23 protein-coding genes are annotated in these 25901 nt (G+C 52.7%); 7 read left to right on the forward strand and 16 right to left on the reverse strand.

Annotation, left to right across the window (positions count from 1 at the left end; all coding sequences use genetic code 11):
- Positions 1-238 precede the first annotated feature (238 nt).
- Positions 239-1951 (reverse strand): AIPR family protein, encoded by a 1713-nt coding sequence (locus CKL79_RS07320; protein WP_121968937.1) that lies wholly within the window; start codon positions 1949-1951, stop codon positions 239-241.
- A 530-nt stretch (positions 1952-2481) separates the two neighbouring features.
- Here CKL79_RS07320 and CKL79_RS07325 point away from each other — a divergent pair.
- Positions 2482-3684: a GNAT family N-acetyltransferase gene (locus CKL79_RS07325; RefSeq protein ID WP_121968938.1), complete on the forward strand. Its 1203-nt coding sequence runs from the start codon at positions 2482-2484 to the stop codon at positions 3682-3684.
- Between the two features lie 77 nt (positions 3685-3761).
- The gene (locus CKL79_RS07330) at positions 3762-4160 is read left to right on the forward strand and encodes a DUF4346 domain-containing protein (protein WP_121968939.1); all 399 of its coding nucleotides are present in this window, start codon (positions 3762-3764) and stop codon (positions 4158-4160) included.
- A gap of 9 nt (positions 4161-4169) precedes the next feature.
- Here the strand turns inward: CKL79_RS07330 and gap are convergent, their stop codons facing one another.
- Positions 4170-5228 (reverse strand): type I glyceraldehyde-3-phosphate dehydrogenase, encoded by a 1059-nt coding sequence (gene gap, locus CKL79_RS07335; RefSeq protein WP_121968940.1) that lies wholly within the window; start codon positions 5226-5228, stop codon positions 4170-4172.
- Positions 5229-5439: 211 nt separating this feature from the next.
- Entirely contained in the window at positions 5440-7644 is a 2205-nt protein-coding gene (locus tag CKL79_RS07340; RefSeq protein ID WP_121968941.1) for an AAA family ATPase, read from the reverse strand.
- Between the two features lie 94 nt (positions 7645-7738).
- On the opposite strand from CKL79_RS07340, the gene CKL79_RS07345 reads away from it, so the two are divergent.
- Positions 7739-10303, forward strand: a complete 2565-nt coding sequence (locus tag CKL79_RS07345; protein ID WP_121968942.1) for a PAS domain-containing protein — start codon at positions 7739-7741, stop codon at positions 10301-10303.
- 40 nt (positions 10304-10343) lie between these two features.
- On the opposite strand, the gene CKL79_RS07350 is transcribed toward CKL79_RS07345, so the two are convergent.
- The 3 genes from CKL79_RS07350 to rpsF form a co-directional block, all read right to left on the reverse strand.
- Positions 10344-10967, reverse strand: coding sequence for a DedA family protein (locus tag CKL79_RS07350; RefSeq protein WP_205879028.1), 624 nt, complete (start codon positions 10965-10967; stop codon positions 10344-10346).
- Between the two features lie 240 nt (positions 10968-11207).
- Positions 11208-11777, reverse strand: a complete 570-nt coding sequence (locus CKL79_RS07355) for an Npun_F5560 family protein (protein ID WP_121968943.1) — start codon at positions 11775-11777, stop codon at positions 11208-11210.
- Positions 11778-12045: 268 nt separating this feature from the next.
- Positions 12046-12393 carry a 30S ribosomal protein S6 gene (gene rpsF, locus CKL79_RS07360; RefSeq protein WP_121968944.1) on the reverse strand — a complete coding sequence of 116 codons (348 nt, stop codon included), beginning with the start codon at positions 12391-12393 and terminating at the stop codon, positions 12046-12048.
- A 195-nt stretch (positions 12394-12588) separates the two neighbouring features.
- Here rpsF and CKL79_RS07365 point away from each other — a divergent pair, with 195 nt between their 5' ends.
- On the forward strand, positions 12589-13410 hold the full coding sequence (locus CKL79_RS07365; RefSeq protein ID WP_121969025.1) for a fumarylacetoacetate hydrolase family protein: 822 nt from the start codon (positions 12589-12591) through the stop codon (positions 13408-13410).
- Between the two features lie 22 nt (positions 13411-13432).
- On the opposite strand, the gene CKL79_RS07370 is transcribed toward CKL79_RS07365, so the two are convergent.
- Together CKL79_RS07370 and CKL79_RS07375 are read right to left on the reverse strand one after the other, a co-directional pair.
- The gene (locus CKL79_RS07370; protein ID WP_121968945.1) at positions 13433-13918 is read right to left on the reverse strand and encodes a Tic20 family protein; all 486 of its coding nucleotides are present in this window, start codon (positions 13916-13918) and stop codon (positions 13433-13435) included.
- A gap of 113 nt (positions 13919-14031) precedes the next feature.
- A complete protein-coding gene (locus CKL79_RS07375; protein WP_121968946.1) occupies positions 14032-14235 on the reverse strand; it encodes a hypothetical protein in 204 nt (67 codons plus the stop codon).
- A 290-nt stretch (positions 14236-14525) separates the two neighbouring features.
- Between CKL79_RS07375 and CKL79_RS07380 the strand changes: the two genes are divergently transcribed.
- Positions 14526-15089 carry a Uma2 family endonuclease gene (locus CKL79_RS07380; protein WP_121968947.1) on the forward strand — a complete coding sequence of 188 codons (564 nt, stop codon included), beginning with the start codon at positions 14526-14528 and terminating at the stop codon, positions 15087-15089.
- 131 nt (positions 15090-15220) lie between these two features.
- Here CKL79_RS07380 and CKL79_RS07385 read toward each other — a convergent pair whose 3' ends face one another.
- The gene (locus tag CKL79_RS07385; RefSeq protein ID WP_121968948.1) at positions 15221-16618 is read right to left on the reverse strand and encodes a DEAD/DEAH box helicase; all 1398 of its coding nucleotides are present in this window, start codon (positions 16616-16618) and stop codon (positions 15221-15223) included.
- Positions 16619-16662: 44 nt separating this feature from the next.
- On the reverse strand, positions 16663-18003 hold the full coding sequence (gene rimO, locus CKL79_RS07390; protein WP_121968949.1) for a 30S ribosomal protein S12 methylthiotransferase RimO: 1341 nt from the start codon (positions 18001-18003) through the stop codon (positions 16663-16665).
- 371 nt (positions 18004-18374) lie between these two features.
- Here rimO and btpA point away from each other — a divergent pair, with 371 nt between their 5' ends.
- Both btpA and CKL79_RS07400 read left to right on the forward strand, forming a co-directional pair.
- Entirely contained in the window at positions 18375-19226 is an 852-nt protein-coding gene (gene btpA / locus CKL79_RS07395; protein WP_121968950.1) for a photosystem I biogenesis protein BtpA, read from the forward strand.
- Positions 19227-19417: 191 nt separating this feature from the next.
- Positions 19418-20353, forward strand: coding sequence for a vitamin K epoxide reductase family protein (locus CKL79_RS07400; protein WP_121969026.1), 936 nt, complete (start codon positions 19418-19420; stop codon positions 20351-20353).
- A gap of 70 nt (positions 20354-20423) precedes the next feature.
- Here the strand turns inward: CKL79_RS07400 and CKL79_RS07405 are convergent, their stop codons facing one another.
- From CKL79_RS07405 to CKL79_RS07430, 6 genes are all read right to left on the reverse strand, one after another.
- Entirely contained in the window at positions 20424-21227 is an 804-nt protein-coding gene (locus CKL79_RS07405; RefSeq protein ID WP_121968951.1) for a carbon dioxide-concentrating mechanism protein CcmK, read from the reverse strand.
- A 4-nt stretch (positions 21228-21231) separates the two neighbouring features.
- Positions 21232-21921 carry a hypothetical protein gene (locus CKL79_RS07410; RefSeq protein WP_121968952.1) on the reverse strand — a complete coding sequence of 230 codons (690 nt, stop codon included), beginning with the start codon at positions 21919-21921 and terminating at the stop codon, positions 21232-21234.
- A gap of 86 nt (positions 21922-22007) precedes the next feature.
- On the reverse strand, positions 22008-24638 hold the full coding sequence (locus tag CKL79_RS07415) for a ribulose bisphosphate carboxylase small subunit (protein ID WP_121968953.1): 2631 nt from the start codon (positions 24636-24638) through the stop codon (positions 22008-22010).
- Between the two features lie 17 nt (positions 24639-24655).
- Positions 24656-24955 (reverse strand): EutN/CcmL family microcompartment protein, encoded by a 300-nt coding sequence (locus CKL79_RS07420; protein ID WP_121968954.1) that lies wholly within the window; start codon positions 24953-24955, stop codon positions 24656-24658.
- A 2-nt stretch (positions 24956-24957) separates the two neighbouring features.
- The gene (locus tag CKL79_RS07425) at positions 24958-25296 is read right to left on the reverse strand and encodes a carbon dioxide-concentrating mechanism protein CcmK (protein ID WP_006454499.1); all 339 of its coding nucleotides are present in this window, start codon (positions 25294-25296) and stop codon (positions 24958-24960) included.
- A 238-nt stretch (positions 25297-25534) separates the two neighbouring features.
- Entirely contained in the window at positions 25535-25843 is a 309-nt protein-coding gene (locus tag CKL79_RS07430; protein WP_121968955.1) for a carbon dioxide-concentrating mechanism protein CcmK, read from the reverse strand.
- Between the last annotated feature and the right edge of the window lie 58 nt (positions 25844-25901).

The raw sequence follows: 25901 nt of genomic DNA on the forward strand, positions 1-25901 counted from the left end.
TCTGTGACCAATGAAATCATTGATGATTCACAACCTACTGACGAAACAAAGGCTGACGAAACAAAGGCACGATGATTTTCCAGTGGTCTTCGTCTTCTGTTACAACATCGTGGTGCTGAATTGTACTGAGGGCTTGGGCGATTGCCTCAACCGAAAGCCTAACTTTTGCGGCGGATATTTGAGAGTAATCGCTATCGTATTCTCTAGCTAGAACCTGAAAAATCGAGATAGCATCCCTTTACAAAATACGATCCTTTAACTTTCTACTCTTCTGAACACTTCTAAACATATTCCAGACGTAGCTTGCTTTGTATCGTTCACTCACGTCTTTCTCAATCTTATCAATAATTTTACGAGCCATGTCAGGTACATTGCTGTTAACAAAATTACTGAAATCTAATTCGCTGGTGTCAGAAGAAAATACGTCTTGTTTTGTTCGAGCAAATACAAGGTGCAAGACAAATAGATTGCCGTGATTAAGCACAGCCTTTCTTGTTTTGTTATCCGTATCTTTTTGCTCTTTACAAACTAACTCTTCGACTCGTCGTTTTATATCTATGCATCTACATAACCTTGTTGCATCGACATAAGAATTGAACAAAGATGTATATGGTGGCTGTGTAGAATCTGTCCACAAGCTGCTCAGTTCTTGCTTGGCTTGAATAACTAAGGCGACGTCTTGACTCATACAGGCTAATGCTACAGTAGCCTCTTCCAACTCGTAGTTTTTCTCATCTCTGACAATTGTCTCAGCAGTACGTTTGTAATGGTATTTATTTCCACATGTTCTAAATTCTTTGCTTAGTCTAGCTTGTTCAGAATCCAAAGCAATGAAGTCTCTGCTCTCGACTCTGTTTTGTGTATTAGTCGCTTTGGTAACTCTTGAACCAAAATCTTCCTCACACCCCTCTAAGGAAATAAACCTAATCGAAATTTCCGCATATTCAATTTTTTCACGTTCTTCAGGAGAAGAGCTTTGATACAAAGCACCTATGCAGCCTATTGTTTGAGCGCCGTTGACAATGCTGATCCCTTTCGCATCAAAATCTCCTATGTTTCTGGTCTTCTTAGCTCCAACCTTATTAATTTCTTTGCAGAGCACTGTAATGCCGTTGTTGAAGTACCAAAAAAGCTCCGGCTCGGCATTCATAGTACCAGAGATTTCTTGATTGACGCTGCTTTCCCCTATAAATTCTCTTATATTCTGGTCAAAAATCTTGTTCTTATGTTCAACCCACCATCTGCCTACATCTGAAGCATTGATCTGTCCGTAGAAAGCTTTGTAAGGCTCATCTACTCTTCCCCAATTTGATAGTTCAAACTGAACATTAATATCTTGCTTATTATGGCGATCTGACAAAGCTTTGAATGTGCTTTCTAAGTCGAATATGTCGCACGAGGCGATATCTTCACCGTCATTCAAGTCTTCAGTTAAGTCACTCAAAACGCCTCTGCTATGCTTTCCCAACGCGGATCCAGTGTAAGCAACAACCGCTCTTATTTTCAATCCAGGGCAAGTGAGAGCAGCGTTTATCTCGTCTTCCTTGCACTCAAACTTGTAGTTAAATCTATCCCTGGAACTATTGAAATCTAATAAATCAAAGATGCCATCTTTGAAACTTCTAAGTTCTGCTGCCTGCGGAGACTTCTTGCCAGTTTGAATCCATTTTGATTGAACCAACCACAATGTACTCTGACTTTTCTGAAACAGTAGTGCATCAATTCCGTTATCATCAAAGCCATCAACAATAGACTCTGCGGCTTGATGCGAACTTACTCCTGCCAGAATATGCAGGGAATAGGCTGCTAATGCTCTGCTCTTAAATGCTAGCTGCTTCTCGTTTAACTTTTTCTTGCCGTAGTCTGACATATCTATTTTGTCTTCAAACAAATTGACTAGTTCAGAGTCGATTTGCTTAATCTGAAATGTAGATAGTCTTCCGTTATTCATTCGTCTTCCAGTTGTACTCCATTGAGAATACCCTGTAGGTATAGATCAAAGTTGAGGGAGATGCCTGAATCTGTAATGCTAATAAGACAGAACTAAGAATTAGTTTGTCGATTTGACGCCACTTAACCAATGTTTCTATGATTCAGTGCTAGCAAACCCACTCAATCCAAACTCCCTGGTCCCTGCGATGAAGGTATTTGGTTTAACGATAACTTACTCCTTGCAGGAATGGGATTGCTGCCGAAAAAGAACCAGAGGTAGCAATAGATACACCTAGCCAATTGGCTAGGTCTAAATACGTCTTATGTGAATGCAATCTTTGACACGTTATATCCAAGTTATCTGGATGAAGTTACTGTACACCTCCTTAAACCCCATTCACTAGCAGGCCTTTATCAGTCTTAACTCTGCAATCGTTTTACACTACCCCGTATTGATTCCGTTTCACGCCGCATACATTCCTGACCATACTGCACTCTTTCAAAACTTCTACTACCCTATATAGGAAGTCCCCTATCGTTAGATTGCCTGTGACAACCCCTTCTGTGCAGTACACCGCCCGTTGGATAGGTCGCCTTGCAGAGATTTCAGCCAGGCAGTGGGATGCGCTAGCCATGCCACTAGCAACACCTGCACTAGAGTGGGCCTGGCTTCAGAATATGGAAACGTCTGGCAGCACCGGGCCGAAGACCGGCTGGGTGCCGAACCATCTGACCCTGTGGCGAGACGGCGTATTAGTCGCGGCGGCTCCGCTGTATTTAAAGGGGCATAGCTACGGTGAATTTGTCTTTGACCATCAGTGGGCGGAGCTGGCTCAGCGCTTGGGTGTAGATTACTACCCGAAGCTACTGGGTATGTCGCCGTTTACCCCAGCAGAGGGCTACCGCTTTTTAATCGCGCCAACCGAAGATAAGACGGCAGTAACTCAGCTTTTGGTGAACGTCATTGATGATTTTTGCCTGAAAAATAAAATTTCGGGCTGCAATTTTCTCTACGTCGATCCCCAGTGGCAGGTGCAGATGGAGGCGCTGGGCTTTCACAAATGGCTGCACCACAGCTATGTCTGGCAAAACCGGGACTTCAGCAGTTTTGACGACTACCTGGCGCAGTTTAATGCGAACCAGCGGCGCAATATTAAGCGAGAGCGCAAGTCGGTCGCTAAGGCGGGCATTCACTTCGAGGTGCATACGGGTGAGACGCTGACGCCGGAGATGTGCCTGAAAGTGTACGACTTTTATAGCGATACCTGCGACAAGTTTGGCTGGTGGGGCAGTAAGTATCTCAAGCGTAAGTTCTTTGAGCAGCTATATCCGGACTGGTGTCATCGCGTCGTTATTTTCGCTGCCTATACCGAGACCAGCCCTGACCCGGTCGGCATGTCGTTTTGTCTGACTAAGGGCGATCGCCTTTACGGTCGCTACTGGGGATCTTTTGAGGAATACAACAACCTGCACTTTAACGCCTGCTATTACGAGCCGATTGAATGGGCGATCGCCAACGGCATCCAAATTTTTGACCCAGGAGCGGGCGGTCGCCATAAGAAGCGGCGCGGCTTTCCGGCTACCCCGAACTACAGCCTGCATCGGTTTTACGCGCCTAAACTCAATCAGATTTTGGCAGACTACATTGAGCAAATTAACCAGGCAGAGCAGTTCCAAATTGACGAAATCAATGACAATCTGCCGATCAAATCTACAGACCCATCGGCATGTAACGAAGAACAGCAGGTTTAAGAAGTATGGGGCCGTGCCTTTCGCTACTGCGATAAAATAGTGAGCCCAAGAGTTCACGTAAATTAAGGCATCAGGAGATGACGATAGCTGCACCTGTAGAGGCAAAGGCGCTGGCCGCGCTGGATGACAAGCTTTCTAAACGCTACATTGCGCTAGATCCGAACGGCTACTTTTTAATCTATCTAGACCGTGAAGCTGGGCTAATCTGTGCCAAGCACTTCACTAACACCATCAATGAAAAAGGGCTGGCATGCGATCCGGCGACTGGCAAACCGCTCTCAGTGAGGGGAAAGACCGTTCGTGCGGAGACCCGGCTTTTTACCGGACGCACGGCAAAAGAGCTGTGCATCAAAATATTTGAGGACAAAGACAATCCTTGCCCAATCACGTACCTGGATCATGCCGCCTACTTAGGGCGTGAGTTTGTCCGAGCGGAGATGGCGCTGATTGCTGGGACAGAGTATGTGCAGGATTGACTGTACGGCCTATACTGCCGCTAGCTCCGGGACGGCCTCGCTGGAAAGCAGCCCTTCAGCCCCGGCCATGTACAGCATCAGATCCATGACGCGGTTGGAGTAGCCCCATTCGTTGTCATACCAGGCGAGCACTTTGAAGAAGTGAGCATTGAGTTCCATTCCGGCTTGGGCATCAAAAATGCTGGAGCGGGGGTCACCGGTAAAGTCTGAAGAAACCAGCGGCTGGTCGGTGTAGCCTAAAACGCCGCGCAGCTCGTTTTCAGAGGCCGCCCGCATGCGATCGCAGATCTCGGCGTAGGAAGTGGCTTTCTCGGTGCGGAAGGTTAGATCAACCACCGAAACATCGGGTGTAGGAACGCGGATGGCCATGCCGGTGAGCTTTCCAGCGAGTTCTGGTAGTACTAGAGTGACGGCTTTGGCTGCGCCGGTAGAGGCCGGAATCAGATTTTGGCCAGCGCCTCTGCCGCTGCGTAAGTCTTTACTATTAGGCCCATCGACGGTGGGCTGGGTGGCTGTGGCGGCGTGAACGGTGGTCATCAGTCCTTCGGTCAGGCCAAAGCTGTCGTTGATGACCTTGGCGATCGGGGCCAGGCAGTTAGTGGTGCAGCTAGCGTTTGAGACTATATAGTCGCTGGTCGGATCGAAGGTTTTGTGGTTGACACCGACTAAGAAAGTGCTGACTGTCTCAGGGCTCTTGGTGGGCGCAGAAAGCACCACTCGCTTAGCGCCTGCCTCCAAATGAAACTGAGCGGCGTCATAAGTTGTAAAGCGCCCGGTAGATTCGACAACGTAGTCAGCGCCTAGCTCGCCCCAGGGCAGCTCTGCCGGGTTGCGAATAGAGGTGCAGGGAATGAGGTGACCATTGACGATGATGCCGCTGTCACTAGCTTCTACGCTGCCAGAGAAGGTGCCATGGGTAGAGTCGTACTTGAGCAGGTAAGCTAGCGTTTCGGGCGGTACCAAGTCGTTAATGCCGACGAACTCGATATTGCTATTGTTAATTGCCGCGCGAAAGACCAGACGACCAATGCGACCAAATCCATTGATACCAACTTTTAAAGCAGCCATAAGCAGTTATTGGGGGTGAAGTGCGTGAAAGTGTACCGCAGAATCGTTATCGGTTTTGCTTGTTCTCATTACTTATAAAGACAAAAGCCGAAAAACTAAAGATCTACACTTTTCTTTCAGAGTTGCGATACAAACTGCTTAAGAAATGTAACCAAATGTATCTGAATATGACGACAAGTTACTGATTCAGAACACTTTTCGATTATTTCGATTATGCAGATCGATTCTGAACCGCGCTAATGAAGGCGATGCTGCGGCTCCAGGTAACGGTTTGATTTTTGAGCTGTTGGTGAAACTGCGATCGCACCTCCTCAACATCCGCAGCAGACATACCGGCAGCTGTCAGGCGATCGCCATACTTTCCCTTCAGCCATCGCGCTAACAGATCTGAGGTGATCATTACCTGTGTCTGAAAAATCACAACTTCAATATCGCAGACAAATCCTGCTATCTCAAAATCGCGCTGCAAATCGGGTACATCCCAGTTCACCATTGCATCTTCAGGATTGTTGTACAGGTGCGCTTCGGCCTCGCTAAGCTGTTGGTAAAGATCAGGCGCTATTTTCGTTGAGTTGAGTAAACGGGACAGTCGCTGGCCACGGGCGGGGATGGATTCGGCGATCGCAATCTTCCCATCTTCACCCAGAAGCTGACCTATCTGTTGAATCGCTGCAAGCTTGTTGTCTACTGACATCAGCGCATTACGGCCAACAATGCCATCGAAAACAACAGGTGTATCTTCTGTCGTCCGCTGTAGCCCTGACCAGTTTGATTTCCTCACCTTTACGACGTTAGGCCGGGAGAGTTCATGCAGCAGAGCCGATTGTTCTATCAAGGCGCTGTAGTCTTTTTCGCTGTGGGTGCAGGCGGTTACCCCGCCTTCGGGAACGCGGCGGATAGCTTCCCAGGTGAGCAATCCAGTGCTGGCGTTGAGATCAAGCAGTCTGTGATGACGTTGAGGGGTGAAAATGGTGAAGAGGCGATCGCGCACTTCTCCAAGCTGTTCTCCTAAGACGCCGGTTGCCCGCTGCAGCCACCGATCCTGCGGTTGGTCAGTCGGGCCATAAGTCAGGGTTTCTGAGCCAGGCTCTACCAAAGCCGCGAGCTGAGCCTCCCGACGCCGAGCCACCTGTGACTGAATGCCCGCTTCGTAACCCTGGTCAGACGGCTGATAGAATATCTGGCCCTGTAGGCTGCCCGGCAGATACTGCTGCGCCACCCAGTGATCGCGATAAGCGTGAGGATATAGATATCCGGCCCCGTGACCAAACCCTTTCTTATCCCGAGTCGCATCGCGCATGGCGTTTGGCACCTCGCCCTCGCGCTCCTGTTCTACCGCCGCCAGCGCATCAAAGAAGGCCATTGCACTGTTTGACTTAGGGGCAGTCGCTAAATACAAAGTCGCCTGCGCTAATGGATAGCGTCCCTCCGGCATCCCGACCCGGTCAAAAGCTGCCGCGCAGCCGGTGACGACGACCACCGCATTCGGATCGGCCATGCCCACATCTTCGCCAGCCAAAATCACCAGCCGCCGAAAAATGTAGCGCGGGTCTTCACCGGCATATACCATCCGAGCGAGCCAGTAGAGCGCCGCATCGGGGTCGGAGCCTCGAATGCTTTTGATAAAGGCGCTGATAGTGTCAAAGTGGGCATCGCCTTCTTTGTCGTAGAGAACGGCCCGCTGCTGAATGGAATCTTCGGCAACTGGGAGGGTAATGTGAATGCACCCCTGATCGCTTGGCGTCGTCTCTACCGCTAGCTCCAGAGCATTGAGCAGCGTGCGGGCATCGCCGTTGGCAATATTGACGAGATGGCCTTGGGCATCGGGGTCGATCTGCACATTTCTATCGCCATAGCCGCGTGCTCGGTCGGTCAGTACTTGCTGAAGAATCGCTTCGAGATCGCTGGCGGCGAGGGGCTTGAGCTGAAAGATGCGGGAGCGGCTGACCAGCGCCTTGTTGACTTCAAAGAAAGGATTCTCGGTGGTCGCGCCGATCAAAATTACCGTGCCATTTTCTACCCAGGGCAGCAGCGCGTCTTGCTGCGCTTTGTTAAACCGATGCACCTCATCGACAAATAAAATAGTGCGCTGGCCGTATTGTCCCCGGTGGGTTTGGGCGAGGGCGATCGCCTCCCGAATATCCCTAACGCCCCCCAATACCGCGTTGATTGCGACAAACTGAGCCTGCGTGGTGTTCGCAATTACTCGGGCGAGCGTGGTTTTACCCGTACCCGGTGGGCCGTAGAAAATCAGTGAGGAGAGCTGGTCGGCCTGAATAGCGCGGCGCAGCAGCCGACCGGGGCCGATGATAGCGTCTTGACCGATAAATTCATCGAGCGATCGCGGTCGCATCCTGGCCGCTAACGGTGCTTCTGCTTCAATCAACCGCTGCTGCTGCTGTTCAAAAAGATCCATTCGGGCACATTAGGATGACTGCCTGATAGTGTGGCTGAGCGAGCTGTCTCCACCGAAGTCTAACAAGAGATGCCAGTAGAGGTTAAAACCATTGATGACGAACAGTTGTTTGACCGATGCCCCGCCTGAAGAGACCGAACCCGTTTTAGATCCGATGGCCTTTTATAATGCGCTGTGGCACGACCCTACCTACGGCATATATGTTGTGGAGGTTTTAGAAGATGGCGCGGACTTTCGTTTTTTAGCGTTTAATGCGGCCACTGTCGCTGCTAGCCCGGTGCCCGTCGAGCAGATTCGGGGTAAGCGATTGAGCGAGGCGTTTCCGCCTGAGGTCGCTGAGGTATATCAGCGGTACTACGCCTGCTGCGTACAGGCTGGCCAGAGGATGGCCTTTGAAGAGAAGCTGCCTGCTGAGACAGGAGACACCTGGTGGAACCTCAGTATCCATCCCATAAAAAACTCGGTTGGTGAAATCTACCAATTGCTGATCTTGTCTACCGATATTACCGCTAAAAAACAGGCCGAAGTCGCTTCAGAAGAGTCTCGCCAGTTGCTACAGCAGGTGATTGACACAATGCCTTCTGCTATTTTTTGGAAAGATAGAAAAAGTCACTATCTGGGCTGTAACAGAGCATTTGCAGGCTTTGCTGGATTAGAAGCTGTGGCGGATATTATCGGCAAAAGTGACCGTGAGTTGGTGTGGAAGCAGCACGCAGACTGGTTCCATGACTGGGACCAGAAAGTTATGGTCGATGATCGCTCAGAACTAGATATCGTGGAGCCGATGCTTCAGTTTGGAGGGCGGCAAGCCTGGTTGAAAACCAGCAAAATACCGCTACACAACAATGACGGCCAGGTCATCGGTATATTGGGAGTCATCGAAGATATCACTGAGCAAAAAGAGCTAGAAGATAAACAGTCCAGGCTGCTAGCGATTTTAGAGGCAACGCCTGATATTGTCGGTATGGCCGATACCACAGGCTATGGTCACTATCTTAACCGCGCTGGCCAGCTCATTTTTAATATTCCAGCCGACCAAGTCAGTCAGGCTCATATCAGCGATATCACCCCTCCTGAGACCACCGACATTATGCTCAACGAGGCATTCCCTATTGCTGCGAAGCGGGGCAGTTGGCGCGGTGAAACCTTCATTCGCGATCGCTATGGACGAGAGATTCCGGTCTCGCAGGCGATTATTTGTCACAAGGCAGCAGATGGCACTGTGGAATATTATTCTTCGATCATGCGCGACATTAGCGATCGCAAAGCTGCCGAAGCCATCTTCCAGGAAACCGCCGAACGTCAGGCCGTCCTTAACCAAGTCACCACCAAGATCCGTAATTCTCTCGATTTAGATACTGTCATCTCCACGACTCTCACAGCTGTACACCAATGCCTAAAGCTGCACTACTGCGGTTTTGCCTGGTTAGATACCACAACAGCCGTTCCTAGCTGGCGAATGGTGCAAGCGGTTGATGATATGGGGCGCGACGGCATGGGAAATCATCCCGATGATTACTTAGGAATTGACACCAATCAGTTGGTAAATCAGGTGATCAGCCGGACAGATGATGCTCATATCTGTGAAAATGCAGACTACAAAGCGACCTTGCACCGGCTGGGCATCCGCTCAGAAATTTTAGTGCCAATCCGCACTGATACTGACGAAACCGGGGTGATTATCTGCCATTACGTTGATCGCCCGCATGTTTGGAGCGCTGGTGAGGTGGAATTATTGCAGGCAGTGGGCGATCAGTTGGCGATCGCCATCAACCAGGCCACCCTCTATACCCAAAGCTGCAAACAGGCTCAGGCGCTCTCAGCAGCTTTGGCGCAGCTCCAGCAGTCCCAAGCCCAAATTATCCAGGCCGAAAAAATGTCCAGCCTGGGACAAATGGTGGCCGGAGTCGCCCACGAAATCAACAATCCGGTGGGCTTTATTCACGGCAACCTGCAGCCCGCTCAAGACTACACTCAAGATCTGCTGGGTCTGATTGAGCTATATCGCCAAGCCTATCCCATGCCGACTAAGGACATTGCCGCACGGCTAAAAGCCATCGATCTAGATTTTGTCCGAGAAGATTTACCCAAACTGCTCAACTCTATGACCATCGGCACCGAGCGCATTCGAGAAATTGTGCTCTCGCTGCGCAACTTTTCTCGGCTCGACGAATCTGCAGTCAAAACGGTCGATCTGCACGATGGCATTAACAGCACGCTAGTGATTTTGAGCCATCGTCTCAGAGCCAACGACCGCGACGAAAGCATTGCAGTCGTGAAGCAATACGGCCTGCTGCCTCAGATAGACTGCTATCCCGGTCAGCTCAACCAGGTGCTGATGAACATTTTGGTCAATGCGATTGATGCGCTAGCCGAAGCTGAGCAGCCGCAGATTACGATTGCCACCAAACTGAAAAAAGACCGGGCGATTATCTGCATTGCTGACAATGGCCCCGGCATTCCCATTGAGATTCAACCTAGAATTCTCGATCCGTTTTTCACAACCAAATCCGTCGGCAAAGGCACTGGCATGGGCATGTCAATCAGCTATCAAATCATCACCGAAAAGCATCGTGGTGAGCTGAAATTCATCTCCAAAGTCGGTCAGGGCACAGCATTTTTCATCAGTATCCCGATTTGGCAGCGTGAGGCCACCTGAAGGAAGAGTTGCCGTGATAGCTATCCTTTGCTGCCTCGACCTACTGGCCCTGCGGTGTGGCCCGCCGTGACTCTAGCCACCAGGTAATCGCCACCCAACCGATCACAACGATCAGCGCGACGCCGGTAAATTCTGCTGCCCACCTAACCAGCACGTCTAAGGGAAACAGTCGCCCTAGAAAGTAGGTGAGGCTGACCATGACCGATGCCCAGGTAGCCGCGCCGATCGCGTTGCAGAGTAAAAACTTAGGGTAAGGCATGCGGGTGATGCCAGCTAAAGGCCCAGCAAAGACTCGCAGCAGCGCTACAAATCTACCGAGTAAGACGGCTTTGTCTGCGTTTTGGCTGAAGCGATCGCGCAATCCCACCAGCTTGTCTTCTGAGATTCTGAGCAGCTTGCCAATGCGAACCAACAGCGGCCAGCCGCCGTAATAGCCCAGCAAGTAGCCGCCACTATCGCCAATGATCGCCCCAACTGTAGCGGCTGCTAATACGTACCACACGTTTAATTCATCGCTGCCTGCCAAAAAACCACCCACCAGGGTGACCGTCTCTCCGGGAATGGGAATACCCATGTTTTCTAGCAGGATGCCGCAAAATATAGCCCAATACCCATATTCGCGAGCGATCGCTTGCATCGTCTCCAGAGATATCAATTCATCCATGCAAAATGCTCTGCGCCCAAACGCGGTTGGCTTTTTATACTATAGCTTTGCTCACAGGGGCCCTGACATGAAGTGTCAATAAAGCCGTTATGCGGCAAGGCCATGTGAACTGCCATCTGCTAGATGATCTGGCGGATGGCTATACCTATCAATCTTGGCGCGTTGTTTCGTGAAGTGTCAATTCAGTATTTACGGACAAACCCAATCTACAGATGAGCCGAGGACAGTGTCTGTAACGATCTATTCTGTGGTGCCTGCCTTGGCAAAGCTAGCCATAGAGTTAGTGCCCAGCATTTCACTCGGAAAAGTAGGCAAATCTAAATGCAGGCTGCCCTGACGGCTACGTACAGCCAGGCGATAGCTGGTGCTTTGCAGCTCGGCGTGAAGCTGACGGTTTTCCTGTTGAATTTTGGCTACCCGGTCTTTAACAGCAGACATGCGCTCTGCAAACTTTTCTTTGTAGATCTTGGGCAGCTCTTGGACGACCTGCTCTAGCATGCGGGTGCGGTCTGTCAGCTCTTGAGTCGTTTGGCGTAGCTGGTAGGCTTCTTCGTCTCGCTCTTCAATTTGTGCCTGATAGAAAGTGACCTGCTCCTCCAGCTTTTGTAGCTGCTCGCGCAGCGATCTGACTGCCTGCTGATGTTGCTCAGAGACTTCGGGGGTCGGCATGAAGTCCTGATTGCCTTTGACCAGTCGAAAAAGTTCTTGAGAAAGCTGCTGTACGAGCTGGTCACGCATTGACAGCTCTTCTTTTAACCGGGCGATTTCTGACTGACTGCTCGAAACATTGCTGCTAACTAGCTGAGTCACTGGCGAACCTTCCTGTGTAATCGAATGGATTAACGGTCAAATGGTCTGGTAAGGATGCCTTGTCAAAACCTTAGCGCGGGGTAGAGCTACACCCTTTGACCAGTCGCTTCTGGATATATATCACTTCTAAAACGATAAAGAAAACCTGATGAAGACTGAGGTGGCTATGTAAAAAAAGAGACATTCGTTACTGTAAGCATGAAAAAGCAGACACTTCCCGAGGGCCATGTCTGCTGCGTGCAGCCTGCTATCTTGTTGGTGCCTTGCCTTACGAACCGAGCGGTGCGGCTGTGGCGATCGCTTCTGGCTCATCGCTTTCTTCGGTCGGCTCTTCAAAGCGGATAGTGAGATAGCGAATCACGTCTTCGCTCAGGCGCATGGCTCGCTCCATGGGGGCGATCGCTGTTCCGGGAGCCTGGTAGTTCATCTGGATATAGATGCCTTCCCGATAGCGATTGATTTCGTAAGCGAGACGGCGTTTGCCCCGGTGCTGGGTTTCGAGCATTTCAGCGCCTTGCTCTTTGAGGAGATCCTGATAGCGGCTGATCGTCTGGTCAGCGGCTTCGTCACCGAGATCAGGCCGCAAAATGTACATGGTTTCGTAAAGTGTGTTCATAGCCTTTAAAGTTGAGGTCCTTGTGGTCATGTGGCTTTTACCGCTGCCGCTCTGCGCCCGTTTGAGCCCCGTTATGAGCGTTATCTGGGCATCGAGCGTAGCGTGGGTAAAAGCAAGGGCTTACAATCATACCAAGAACCGCGCCTGCTTGTGCGGGCCAAAGAGCATGTCCACCTAAGGGATAACCCAAAACCTATGTCGCAGCGCTATGTCCGAGTTCGATCATCATCAGGGCAGCTTCACTATGGGTTACTCCAGGCAGATCGCCGGGTACGGGTGCTGGATGCCCCGCCGTGGCGCAACGGACAGGCAACGGCTACCGAACTTGCGTTAGAAGAATACACGCTGCTAGCTCCCTGTGCGCCCTCCAAAGTGATTGCGGTCGGTCGTAACTATGCCCAACACGCCGCCGAGCTAGGCAACGACTTACCCCAGCAGCCGCTGCTGTTTATGAAGCCGCCGACGGCAGTGACTGCTGCTGACATGCCAATCTTTTACCCGCCTCAGTCTCAGCGGGTCGATTACGAAGGTGAGCTGGCAGTTGTGATTGGCGATCGCTGCAGTAACTGCGAAGTCGCCGAGGCCCGTAGCAAGATCTGGGGCTACACCATTGCCAACGACGTGACCGCTCGCGACCTGCAACGACAAGATGGGCAATGGACGCGGGCCAAAGGGTTTGACTCATTTTGTCCGCTCGGCCCCTGGATTGTCAGAGAAATTCCAGCGGGGGCTCACCTGAAAACGTTTGTTAATAGTGCAACTCAACCGGCTCAGTCGGGCTCTATTGCCGACATGATCTTCGCGCCAGACTATTTGGTGGCCTATATCAGTCAGGCCATTACGCTGTTGCCAGGAGATGTGGTGCTGACCGGTACGCCTGAAGGGGTAGGGCCGGTTGAGCTGGGCGATCGCATCCGTATCGAAATTGAAGGCATCGGCTGCCTGGAGAACACAGTACATGCCAAAATCCTAAAAGCGCCAGTCTCAAAAGAGCTAGCGCTTCAGTCAGAGGTATAGCGGGTGTGCTGCTAGCCGCTCATTAGTAGGGCATCTGCATGTTGACCGCATCTGAAATTGTCGGAATCTCAGCGTAGCGACCTAATACTGATTGAGCAACGGAGTAAATGACGATCGCCATGCCGCCCAAAAATAGGACGTTCAAAAGGGTTTCACCCACCAGCCCGCGAGTTAGCTCCAGCACATCTAGAATCAAGCTGACGATAGAAATCATGAAGCTGACCAAAATTGCCTGAAGCACGTTGAAGCGAATGAACCGGCTGATATTCGTATTTCTGATGACGAAGACGAACAGTGCAATGAAGATAAACAGGCCAAAAATGCTGTTTTCAAGCGCAATCAGGGGCTGTAAAGGAGCGAGTATCAGGGAGATGACTCTGAGGACAGCGGGTGCCTGCACCTGTAAGAATGTAAAAAAGTAGCTGCCCGCAGCGAGCGCAGAAGCTAGCGGCATGACATATGACAGGGCTGCAAAAGCTCTATCTAGGGCGGTTGCAGATCCATTCATAGCAGACTCCTACAGTTCTCAGGGACAATTCTGGCTACCACAGCCTCGCTCTTAGCATAGCGTATCCATTCTACCTGTCGGTTCTATCTGTCGGTGATTTTTGGAGCGATCGCCTATCGATCTGATAGTTCCGCAATCCGAAAGCCCATTGTGCATTCGTACTGGGCTGGCCCCTGGTGCAGCGGTTGGTCAATCGGATGGCCGCAGCGCAGACGGCCCTGTTGCCAGCGAGGCAGACCGCTCTGGTTCGCCATCGGGCAACTTTGACAGACGGCAGCGGGAGGTAAGAGCTGATTTTCCATCAAAATAACTAACATAGGTATCGCTTCCTCCCAGTAAGGCCAGTAGCAGCACAGTGAAGTGTTCCTATATTAGGCTACCCACCCACAGAATCTGTATGGGGTTTTACACAGCTTCAGCACAATTTGAGGTTCTTTGCACAATGCCTTGAAATTGCAGCGCAGTCAGTCAGGTTGAATCTCATGTCTGATTTTGAGACAGCAAAATAGGGCTCGAGCTTAAAGCAACCTGTGGAAGCATACCTCATTCAATTTCTAGATAGAATAGTGGTTAGTTCAGGATCTGGCAGGCAAAGGGGTAAACCTGAATGGTACAAGCACTATCTAAAGCGCTGACCTTAGCGGAGTTTTTGCAATTGCCGGAGACGAAGCCTGCAAGTGAATACGTTGATGGCCAAATTATTCAAAAATCGATGCCCCAAGGGAAACATAGCGTTATTCAAGGAGAACTTGTACCTGCTATCAATGGGGTAGTCAAGCCTAGGCGTATTGCTCGTGCGTTTCCTGAGCTACGGTGTACCTTTGGTGGCCGTTCAACTGTTCCTGATATTGCAGTTTTTCGCTGGAACCGAATTCCCCGTGATGAGAATGGAGAGGTTGCCAATACGTTTCCTACTGCACCAGATTGGACAATTGAAATCCTCTCTCCTGATCAAAGCCAAACAAAAGTAACGAAGAATATTCTGCACTGTCTACAGCACGGAACCGAAGTGGGTTGGTTAATTGATCCCGGTGAACAAACTGTGTTTATCTATCGTCCAAAACAAGAACCTGAGGTATTGGATGAGCCAGATAGAGTTGTTCCCGTACCATCATTTTCAAATGAGTTAAAGCTCACGATCAAAGAACTGTTTGCTTGGCTGCTGGAGTAAGACTCAAATAGTTAATAGTTGCGTGTCCTCGCAACTAGGCAAAGCCTAACTCAATAGATGAAATAAACAGCTTCAAACAAATGCCCTGTGATTGTTTATCACAGGGCATCACAGGCTTTAGTGCGGCTCCATCACTGAGAAGTTGAAACGCGATTCTCTTGAGGAGTAGCTTCATTACCGTTCAGTTTGACTGGCTTTGGCTTTGGCTTGTCAGCGTATTCCTCCGCCCTTAGCTGAGTCGGTCGCGCCTGATCATAGGCCATTTGTAGTGCCGCCGCCGCAATCGTGCGAATGTCGTATTCTTCACCAAGCTGAGACACGATGGGTAAGAAGGAGGCTACGCGCTCACTGGTGATCGCTTCTCGCACTCGGGTCTGTAGTTTTTCCAGATGACGCGCGGCGATCGCTGCTTGAGTGGGCACCTTGCAATATTCCATTGGCTTGTGAAACCGCTTTTCTACTCGGGTGAGTTTGTACTTTTCTAACGGGCTCACTATCGAGACGGCGCGGCCCTCTTTGCCAGCGCGGCCCGTTCTACCGATGCGGTGGACGTAGCTATCTAAGTTATCTGGCAGCTCGTAGTTGATCACGTGGCTGAGGTCGTCAACGTGGATGCCCCGCGCTGCAATATCGGTCGCCACTACCCAGCGCACCTGCCGCTGACGAAAACGCTGTAGCAGTCGCTCTCGCTGAGACTGAGTGAGGTCGCCGTGATACTCATCGGCACTGTGGCCTGCCGCTTGCAACTGGCGGGTAAGGTCCGCCGCCGTGCGCCGGGTACGCACAAAGATGATGGCTGATTCGGGGTCTTCTATTTCTAAAATGGGCATCAGCGCTCTCGGCTTAGTCCAACCCTTGGGCACCACATAGGCAATTTGCTTGATGCGAGCGGTCGAGGCTTTTTGCGGCTCCACGCTCACCGTCACTGGAGACTTGAGAAAGCGAGCGGCCAGCTTTTGAATTGCGGGCTCCATTGTGGCTGAGAAAAAGGCCGTCTGCCGCTCATCGGGCGTGTGAGACAGGATCTTTTCTACATCTTGAATGAAGCCCATGTTGAGCATTTCGTCGGCTTCATCTAGCACCATGACGCTGACTTGGTCAAGTACCAGGCCGCCCCGGTCAATCAGGTCAATCACCCGGCCAGGGGTGCCCACGACGACTTGAGATCCTCTTCTCAAACGACTTAGCTGCTGCCCAATCGACTGCCCACCATAGACAGCGGTAACTTGCAGCCGCCGATCTATCGTAAAACCCTGCATGGCTTGACTCACCTGCATCGCCAACTCCCGAGTCGGCGTTAAGACCAGCGCCTGCACGTAGCGGTTGGATACATTGACCTGCTCCAAAATCGGCAGCGCAAAGGCCGCTGTTTTCCCGGTGCCCGTCTGTGCCAGCCCGACCGCGTCGTGACCGGCAATCAGATGGGGAATGGCCTGAGCCTGGATTGCTGTTGGCTTAGTAAAGCCCATATCGTTCAAATGTTTGACGCGACCGGGGGAGAGTCCTAAATCAGCAAATGAAGAGGTCATTGTGTTCCTAATGAGAGTGAGACTGAGAAACAGCAGCGCAGGCGCTAGCTAGGGGCTGAGGCCAAGACTGGGGCAACGACAGCCCCAAACAGGTCGTAAGCGTCTGCCGATTCGATGGTGACCGGCACTAGCTGACCTAGCGCGGCCTGACCTTTGATATACACCAAGCCATCGACATCGGGGGCAAACCGGGCGCTGCGGCCAATTAATTCGCCCGTGGATGGATTTTCTTGCTCGATCAGTACATCGACGACGCGGCCTATCTGGGCCTGGTTGCGCTGAAAGGAAATCTCCTGCTGGGCTATCATCAGCGCGTCGCGGCGAGCGTCTTTAACGGACTGCTCAATTTGGTTGGGCAGGTCGTAGGCGGCAGTGCCTTCCTCGGGGGAAAAGGTAAAAACGCCGACATGGTCAAACTGATGGCGCTGCACAAAGGACTTGAGATGCTCGAAGTGCTCGGCGGTTTCACCAGGGAAGCCGACGATAAAGGTAGTTCTCAAGACGGCGTCGGGCAAAGACGCCTTGAGATTTTGAATGATCTGGTCGTTGACCTGTCCTTGCCAGGGGCGGTTCATCGCTCGCAAGACTTCTGGATGGGAGTGCTGTAGGGGCAGATCTAGATAGGGCAGCGCGTTGGGCGTATCTTGAATAGCGCTAATCACAGCCGGGGTAAGGCCAGTAGGATAGGCGTAGTGCATTCTCACCCAGGGCACATCGACTCCGCCTAAGGCGCGCAGCAGCTCTGCTAGCTTGGGCTTGCCGTAGATATCGACGCCGTAGTTAGTAGTAATTTGAGAAATCAGAATGATCTCTTGGACGCCTTGAGCGGCGAGCTGATGAGCTTCGGCCACGATGGACTCAATGGGGCGCGATCGCTGCTTCCCCCGCAAGTGCGGAATAATGCAAAAGGCACACTTATAATCACAGCCCTCAGCTACTCGCACATAAGCCACCCCTTCTGAGGTCGTACGATAGCGAGGCACCGTTTCGTCAGCAATATAAGTAGGCTCAGCCGACACTTCTTTGACGCGCTCGCCCGCTTCGGCCCGCTCGATTACGTCGACTATCTTGTGATAGTCACCCGTACCCACTAGCGCCACCGCTTCGGGAATTTCTGCCAGCAGCTCGCCTTGAAAGTGCTGAGCCAGACAGCCGGTGATGACGATCTTTTTATCCGCTTCGGCGAGTTCTACCAAGGTGCGAACAGACTCTTCCCTGGCCGACTCAATGAAGCTACAGGTATTGACAATCACGTAGTCAGCGAGTTCCTCGTTGACACCTACGCCGTAGCCCGCTGCCGCGAGCAAGCCCAGCATATGCTCACTGTCTACTCGATTTTTCTCACAGCCCAGGTGCGAAACTGCAATGGTGGGTTTTTGTCCCATGAAATGCTCTCAGTTTAAATAGTCGTACTAGCCCAATCTGACACAAAGCAGGTGTAGCGATCGCTCTGTGAATGGCCCATCCGAACTTGACCCAATCTGTTCCCGAACTTGGATAGGCACCAGGCAACCCTAAAGCCGTGCTTTCAGGAACTCGAAGCAAAAAGCAATCCTCTTCTCCAAAATCATAACATAACTACACAATTGACGAGAGAAAAATCGTTGCCGCTGTCGTCAAAGCGTCTGCCTGGCAAACTTCAGCTCAAACTCTCAGCATTGACTGTTAAGGTAGATCGAGGTCTTGAAGCGATCGCTGACGGCCCTGTCCCACTTTATACAAAATAACGACGTGACGAGTCCGAGATAATAACCCCGTGGACTTAACCCAGATTTTTAGAACGGCCAACCCTGCGATTGGCGTTGTTCATCTGCTGCCCTTGCCGACCTCTCCCCGCTGGCAAGGCGACCTGCAGGCAGTGATTGCCCGCGCCGAGCAAGAAGCGACAGCCCTGGCGGCAGGCGGCGCTCATGGCCTGATTGTAGAAAATTTCTTTGACGCGCCATTTCCTAAGTCGCAGGTAGACCCGGCGGTCGTCAGCGCTATGAGCTTGGTGGTGCAGCGCCTGCAGCAGCTGGTGCCGCTGCCGATTGGGATTAACGTATTGCGTAACGATGCCCGGAGTGCGCTGGCGATCGCCACCTGCACAGAGGCTAGCTTTATCCGGGTCAACGTACTCACAGGGGTGATGGCGACCGATCAGGGGCTGATTGAAGGTGAGGCTCACGACATTTTGCGCTATCGCCGCGAACTCGGTAGCGATGTCAAAATACTGGCCGATGTGTTGGTCAAGCACGCTCGGCCACTGGGGACGCCCAACCTGACAACAGCCGTGCAGGATACGATTTTTCGGGGGCTAGCCGATGGCGTGATTTTGTCAGGTTGGGCCACCGGCAGCCCGCCGAGTTTAGAAGATCTGGAGCTGGCGCGGGCAGCCGCAGGGGAGACACCTGTATTCATCGGTAGCGGCGCAACCTGGGAGAATATTCCGCAGCTGATTCGCTCTGCTGACGGGGTTATTGTCTCTAGTTCGCTTAAGCGCAAAGGTCAAATTGAGCAGTCGATTGACCCGATTCGGGTGCGGCAGTTTACCACTGCGCTGAAGCAGGGGCTGGCGCAGCGAGATGACGTGATTGCCCAGGTAAACCGCTCGCTGCCAGTCGGCTAAGCCGATCTTTGGATAGAGCCTAAACAACGATGACAACCGTGGATCAAGCAGCCAGTTAAATAGCTGTGACAGATTCCTGTTCGATCACGGGTATTTTTGTCTAAGATTCTCTAGGGGCTTTCGATCCAAAATTTCAAGCGCTATTGATTTTTGAAGACTTTACTCGCCAGGCATTCGCCCAGGCATTTGCTATGAGACGCCGTCGCCAGGAAACGCTCTGGATTCACCGCTGGTCGCGCCCGCTGATTGGGGCGATCGCTGCCATTGGCGCAGCCGGTACCGGCTATCTGACCGTCGTGAAACTGATGAATAAAACGGCGGCTTGTTTGGGAGGGTGCGATCGCGTTCTCTCTAGCGAATGGGCGACTATCTTTGGCCTGCCGCTGACGCTGTTTGGCTTTTTATCCTACCTCTCGATGCTGGTACTAGCCGTAGCGCCGCTGCTGGTCAGTATTGAGAAAAATAAAGCGCTGCGCACTAAGCTAGAAGGTCTCACCTGGCCGCTCTTGTTTATCGGGGCGACCGGCATGATGGTCTTCAGCGGCTTTTTAATGTATGTGCTGTCTACCGAGATCAAAGCGGTTTGTCTCTACTGCATTGCCTCGGCCACGATGACAGTTCTAATGTTTTTGCTCACCTTGCTAGGGCGGCGCTGGGATGATCGCGGTCAGATCCTGTTTACCGGCGTAATTGTGGCAACGCTAGCGCTAGTCGGGACATTTGGCATTTACGCAGTGCCCGGCGGCCCATTAAACTCGGGCGTGCAGGCCGCCGATGGGGCTCAAGTTGAAGGGGCCGGACCAGCGATTACAACGGCCTCTGGTGAGGCTGAAATAGCGCTAGCTCAGCACCTCAACGACATTGGAGCCAATATGTATGGTGCTTACTGGTGTCCTCATTGCCATGATCAAAAGCAGCTATTCGGCAAAGAGGCAGTTGCACAAATGCCTTACGTCGAATGTGCGCCAGATGGCCTGAACTCGCAAACTGCCGTCTGTCAGGCTATTCCGGAGCTTAAAGGGTTTCCTTCCTGGGAGGTAAACGGTCAGTTTCTAGAAGGGACTCAAACCCTGGAGACACTGGCCGCTGCTTCTGGCTACGAAGGCCCGACAGATTTCACTAACTGATGCAGCACAGCTGAGAGGGCTGAGCGCAGTCGTAGGCACTTCGCCTTCTTTTGGAGTAGCCCGGCCCCCCTTACAGTTCTTCGGTTTCTAATTCTTTGATCGGCACCGACTGCCGCTTTCTCTCGATGGTCTCTAGCTCCGGGGCTCTAGCCGGAATCAGTTCCTTCTGCCGCTCCTTGCGCTCTTCTAGCTTCAGCGGTAGCCGCACGGCTTGAGGCTGCTTTTCTTCGACAGTCTGCGCCTTAGGTAAGCTGCGCTCTAGTTCACCTAGTGGCCGAGGAATCACCATCACCGAGTTGAGTTCGCCGATGCGCTCAGCCTCATTCATGCCTGCTTCTACGGCAATCACCACATTAGAAAGTGAGCCCTGAATAATAATCGTGCAGAGCCCTTCACCGATGGTTTCGTGAGAGAGCAGCGTAATTTCGGCTGATTTGGTCATCGCGTCAGCCGCACCGACCATCGCCGGAAAGCCTCGGGTCTCTAATAGGCCAATAGCGCTGCCGCCCATTGACTGGCCCACACCTTCTAGATCTTCTAGCCGGGCGGTGATGGGTAAAACCGCCTCCAGGTTAGCCATTGGCCGAGGAATCATAGAAGAAGAGATAAACTGGCCAAACTGCTGAGCAGTCTTTTCACCGGCATGAACCGCCATGCGCACGTCGGCGACACCGCCTCTGACAATAACTGTGCAGTGGCCACCACCCGTCTTTTCGTAGCCCACCAAAAATACGTTAGCAGACTTCATCATGGCATCGGCTGTGCCAATAATTGCCGGGAAGCTCGTCGTTGAGACCATGCCCAGCGCCGTATCGTGCAGCCAATTGCGGGCAGTTACGGTCGGCTTGCGAAGGGGAGTAGCATCTGACTGCATACGTTTAAGAAGAAGAGTTGTCGTTCAGCGGCTGCCGGTTGGGAAACAGCGCTGAAATGAGTTCGGTCACCTGTGATTTGCCGTATACCTGATGGTTAGGGGTGGGCGCAGCGAGTGATGACGATCCATAGCCTGATTGTACGCCATTAGTCGAGGAGCCGTTATGGGGGCCGTTGAGTGATCCGTTGGTCTGAACCGGCTGGCTGAAGGGCTGGTTGAGCAGCGGTGGTGGCACAAAGGTGCTGGTCTGATCGCTCAGATCGGGAACCGATATGGGTTTGGGTGCAATTGGCCCAGGTTCAACAAAAGTATTTTTGAACGTTTCTGTTTGAGCACTGACCGGTTGAGTTCTGACCGGCTGAGCCCGGCTATAGTCATTGCGCTGTGGCGAATCTGGCTGAGCGCCGATTAACGTGTCGGGCGGCAGAATTGTGTCGGCTGCCACGGATGGATTGATCAGCGTACTGCCTGGGCTGACGCAGGCGTTCGTTCCAATGGTGCCCTTGCCGACGACTAACACGCTGGACCCCAAGCTGACGCCTGCTGAGATCGTCAGCAGGCCTGCCCGCGACTGTACACAAACGCCAGCAGCTAAGCAGGCACCTCTACCAACCACGATGCGACTGCCCGATGCTGCCTGTAAAACCACGCCGGGTGCGATCGCTGCCGATTCATCAATAGTGACATCGCCCATCACACAGTAATGGGTCGAGCTGACGAGAGTAGGGTCCCTTAGGGTCACGTTGGTTACAGAGGATGCTTGCAGTGACGGCAGGTCGCTTATGGGCGCTGAATCGTCGTCTCTAGGACACGACGCTTGGCTTGCGGATCGACACCAACTAAACGGACATAGTCGCCCTGATGCCGGGCCAACTGCTTGCCGAGTGCAGAGATAGCCTCAGCCGGACGGCGGGCATCAATCGCTTCACCAGTCTTCCAGATGCCACTACGATAGCGCCGCTTGTCAGCATACTCAACCGAGATGCGATGGCCCTGGTTTACTAGCTGCGTGACTTGATCCATCACCTTGGACTCAAGTCCGCTGCTGCCACCGTTGCTGCCACCGTTGCTGCTGTAACCGCCGCTGCTGTAACCGCCGCTGCTGTAACCGCCGCTGCCGTAACCACCGCCGACGCGATCGCTGCTGTAGTGATCGCTGCCGTAGCTGCTGGGCTGACCGCGATAAGCCGGATCATCATAGTGAGGTGGGTTGGCATTAATAGGGTCTGGGCCTGTCCCGGAAACCCCCTGGCCGGGTTTTTGAATCGTCATCTCTACGACCCGTCGCTTCGCTTGCGGATCGATCCCGACGAGCTTTACATAGTCATCTCTGTGCTGTGCTAACTGCTTACCCAGTGCCGAAATCGCTTCAGCCGGACGCTGCGCGCTAATAGCCGCTCCAGTTTTCCAAATGCCGCTGCGATAGCGACGCTTGTCGGCGTATTCAACAGAGATTTTGTGACCCTGATTGACGAGCTGAGTCACCTGATCCATAACTTTGGGGTCCATGCCGCCACTGCGGTCACTACCGCCACCTCGCCCAGACTGAAGGTAAGCGGGGTCGTCGTAATGGGGCGGATTCTCGTTGATGGGATCTTGGCCAAATCCACCTTGCTTGCCCGTTGACTGACTCTGGCTACCTTTTTTACCCGGCTTCTGGATAGTAGTCGCCGCTGTCCGCGTCTTCATAGCGCTATTGATGCCAAAAATCCGCACGTATTTGTCAGCATGCTCATTGAGGAACCGCTGGAGCTGGCTAATTGCGCCTGACTCATTGCGGGCCTGCAAGATGGGGGCAGTCTGCCAGATGCCGCTGCGATAGCGCCGGGCGTCGGCATATTCCACGCCAATCTGGTTGCCCTGCCGGACGATCTGGCCAACGGCTTTGACCGCTGCTTCGTCGCTGCCGCCGGTAATGCTGTGGCTTTGGCTGTGGCCTTGGGAATTGCTTTGTCTGGGATCTGGTCTGGAGCTGGAGGTGCGATCGCCACTCACATCCGCCATTGGCCGACCGGGTGAAACGTTCACCGGCTTGCCATCAGCCCGCTGAATAGTCGTATTGGCCGTCCGACGATTGACCTGAGGATCGATGCCAAACATGCGCACATACTCACCGCTGTGCTCGTCTAGGCAGTGCTCTAGATGGGAAAACACTTCCTGCTCGCGATTGGATTTGATCGGAGAACAAACCTTCCAAACATTGCTCCGATAGTGACGCGGATCAGCATGCTCAGTGCCAATTATGTAGCCGCTTTGCAGCAGATTTCGCACCTCTTGAGCCACCCCCGGACTCAGTTCTGAGGAGCTGCCGTTACCATTGCTGCTGTAGTTAGAATTGCTGTAGCTAGAGCTGCTAGAGGTGCTGTAGCTAGAACTGCTGCTCGCTACTGCCTTGGCATCAATGCTGACAGGTCGATCATCTGGACGCTGCACAGTCACCATGCCTACTCGTCGCTTGACCTGCGGGTCGATGCCAAACATGCGCACATACTCACCTGAGTGCTCTGAAAGGCACTGCTCTAAGGCCGCAAACACTGCCTGCTCTCGCGTGTCCTTAACGGGCGGACAGGTTTCCCAAACGCCGCTGCGATAGTGACGCTTATCGGCATGTTCCATCCCGATACGATAGCCCTGGCTCAGGTGCTGACGAACCTGCTGGACAATTTCTGGTGCGAGTCTCTGGGTTTGCATGGCTGCTCCTTCGGTAGCGTAGGAATGGTTGGGTAAGGTTTGATGGGATGGGCTCTGCCGGGCAGAACGGCTGACGCTCGCTGAGTGACTTTGAATGGGAATGAAACGCGCCTGGGATGACTGGCTAGCGTAGCTGCCCTGCTGGGATTGGCCTCGGCTATTGGCGTAGGCTGCGCTGCCCATGGCTTCTCTGGCAAGCTCAAGGTCTTGGGCGCGCACGTCAGGGAGCTGATCGGCCTGGTGCTGGCTGGTGATAACGCTGCCTGAAGGTACTTGCTTACCGGGCGGCACCTCCACGTCTTGAATCAGCGCATGCATCATCACGACGCAGCCATCGCCCAGGCGAGCGTTGAACACGGTGGAGCGAAAGCCGATGAAACAGTCCTTGCCGATGAAGGCCGGACTGTGAATGATAGATTTGTGCGCGACGACGGTGCGATCGCCCAGCCAAACCGAACAGGGGCCACGATCACCCATCACCTGAGCGCCGCTAGCCCCTTCTATGATGACCCCCGGCAAGAGGCTAGTGCGATCGCCCACGACCACAGCAGCGCCCGCTTCAGCCGTAACCGCCGTGCCCGGTGACACCAGTGCCCCAGCACCCACCCGCACATCACCCTCTAGTAAAGAGAACTCATGAATGTTGGCAGAGGCATCCACCGTCGGACCTATCAGTCGGCTCAACCGTGGGTTAGCGGGAGCCACGTTTTGGGCTACCATTTGACCCCATTCCTTACCTAAAAGTCTTCTCGTTTATCGTAGAGCAGGCCAGAGTCTAAGCTGACGGTGTCAATAATGGCGATAATGGCCGCATCCACAGGTTTCTCGCTATAGCGCTGCTGCTGCCTAGCCGAGCTGCCTCTAGCAACCAGCACCCACTCCCCAATCCCTGCTCCAACCACATCAGCGGCCACTTCGTAGTCATCCTGGGGGTTGCCAGACTCGCTGATCAACTGCACGAGCAGTAGCTTCACCCCCCTGAGACTTTCGTCTTTGACGGTGCTCACCACCGTCCCCCTAACTTTGGCCAGGCGCATGCCTATCTACCGTAGGGGCGGATGCCGCTCACGCTCTCGCGGAACTGCTCTACTGCCTCGGTATAGCGAATCGGCAGCACAAACTCCAGGTTTTCGTGAGGGCGCGCAATGATGTGGGTGGAAAGCACCTGACCACCATTCACTCGCTTCACATTTTCAACGCCAGCGGCGACCGATGCTTGCACTTCAGAGACATCGCCTCGCACGATCACGGTGACCCGGCCACTCCCGATTTTCTCGTAGCCTACCAAAGTGACGCGCGCCGCTTTGACCATCGCGTCAGCCGCTTCAACCACTGCGGGGAAACCCAAAGTTTCCACCATTCCTACTGCAATTGCCATACTCTTTTCCTAAAGAAAACTAAAAACAACCAATCGCCTCATGCCTTTGCCTGCACTACGTTCGAGACAAAGGTGTTAAGACCGCACTCACCCAACTCTTCTAAAATCCTACCTGTTTAGATAGGTCGTAACCGCCTCGACCTCAATCGGCTTAGATTGACCGCTTCTTACCCCTTAGCTGCTTTCAAGAACGCTCTCAAACAGCCACGCGCATGAAGACGAATCAAGCTCTCAGCTGCTATGAGCGGAACTGTTCCACCGCCTCGGTGTAGCGAATTGGCAGCACAAACTCCAGGTTCTCATGAGGCCGCGCGATGATGTGAGTGGAGAGTACTTCGCCGCCATTCACCCGCTTTACCGACTCAACGCCAGCAGAAACAGAGGCCTGCACTTCAGAAACATCGCCTCGGACAATCACAGTCACCCGACCGCTACCAATTTTCTCGTAGCCCACTAGGGTGACTCTGGCCGCTTTGACCATCGCGTCAGCCGCTTCAACCACTGCGGGGAAACCCTTCGTTTCGATCATTCCTACAGCAATAGGCATTCGTTACAATCTCCTTCAAATTAAAAAGCTATGGCAGGTTGTCTTTCCGGTAGAGTAA

This window comes from Leptolyngbya sp. BC1307 (assembly GCF_002286735.1).
Classification (GTDB): domain Bacteria; phylum Cyanobacteriota; class Cyanobacteriia; order Phormidesmidales; family Phormidesmidaceae; genus Phormidesmis.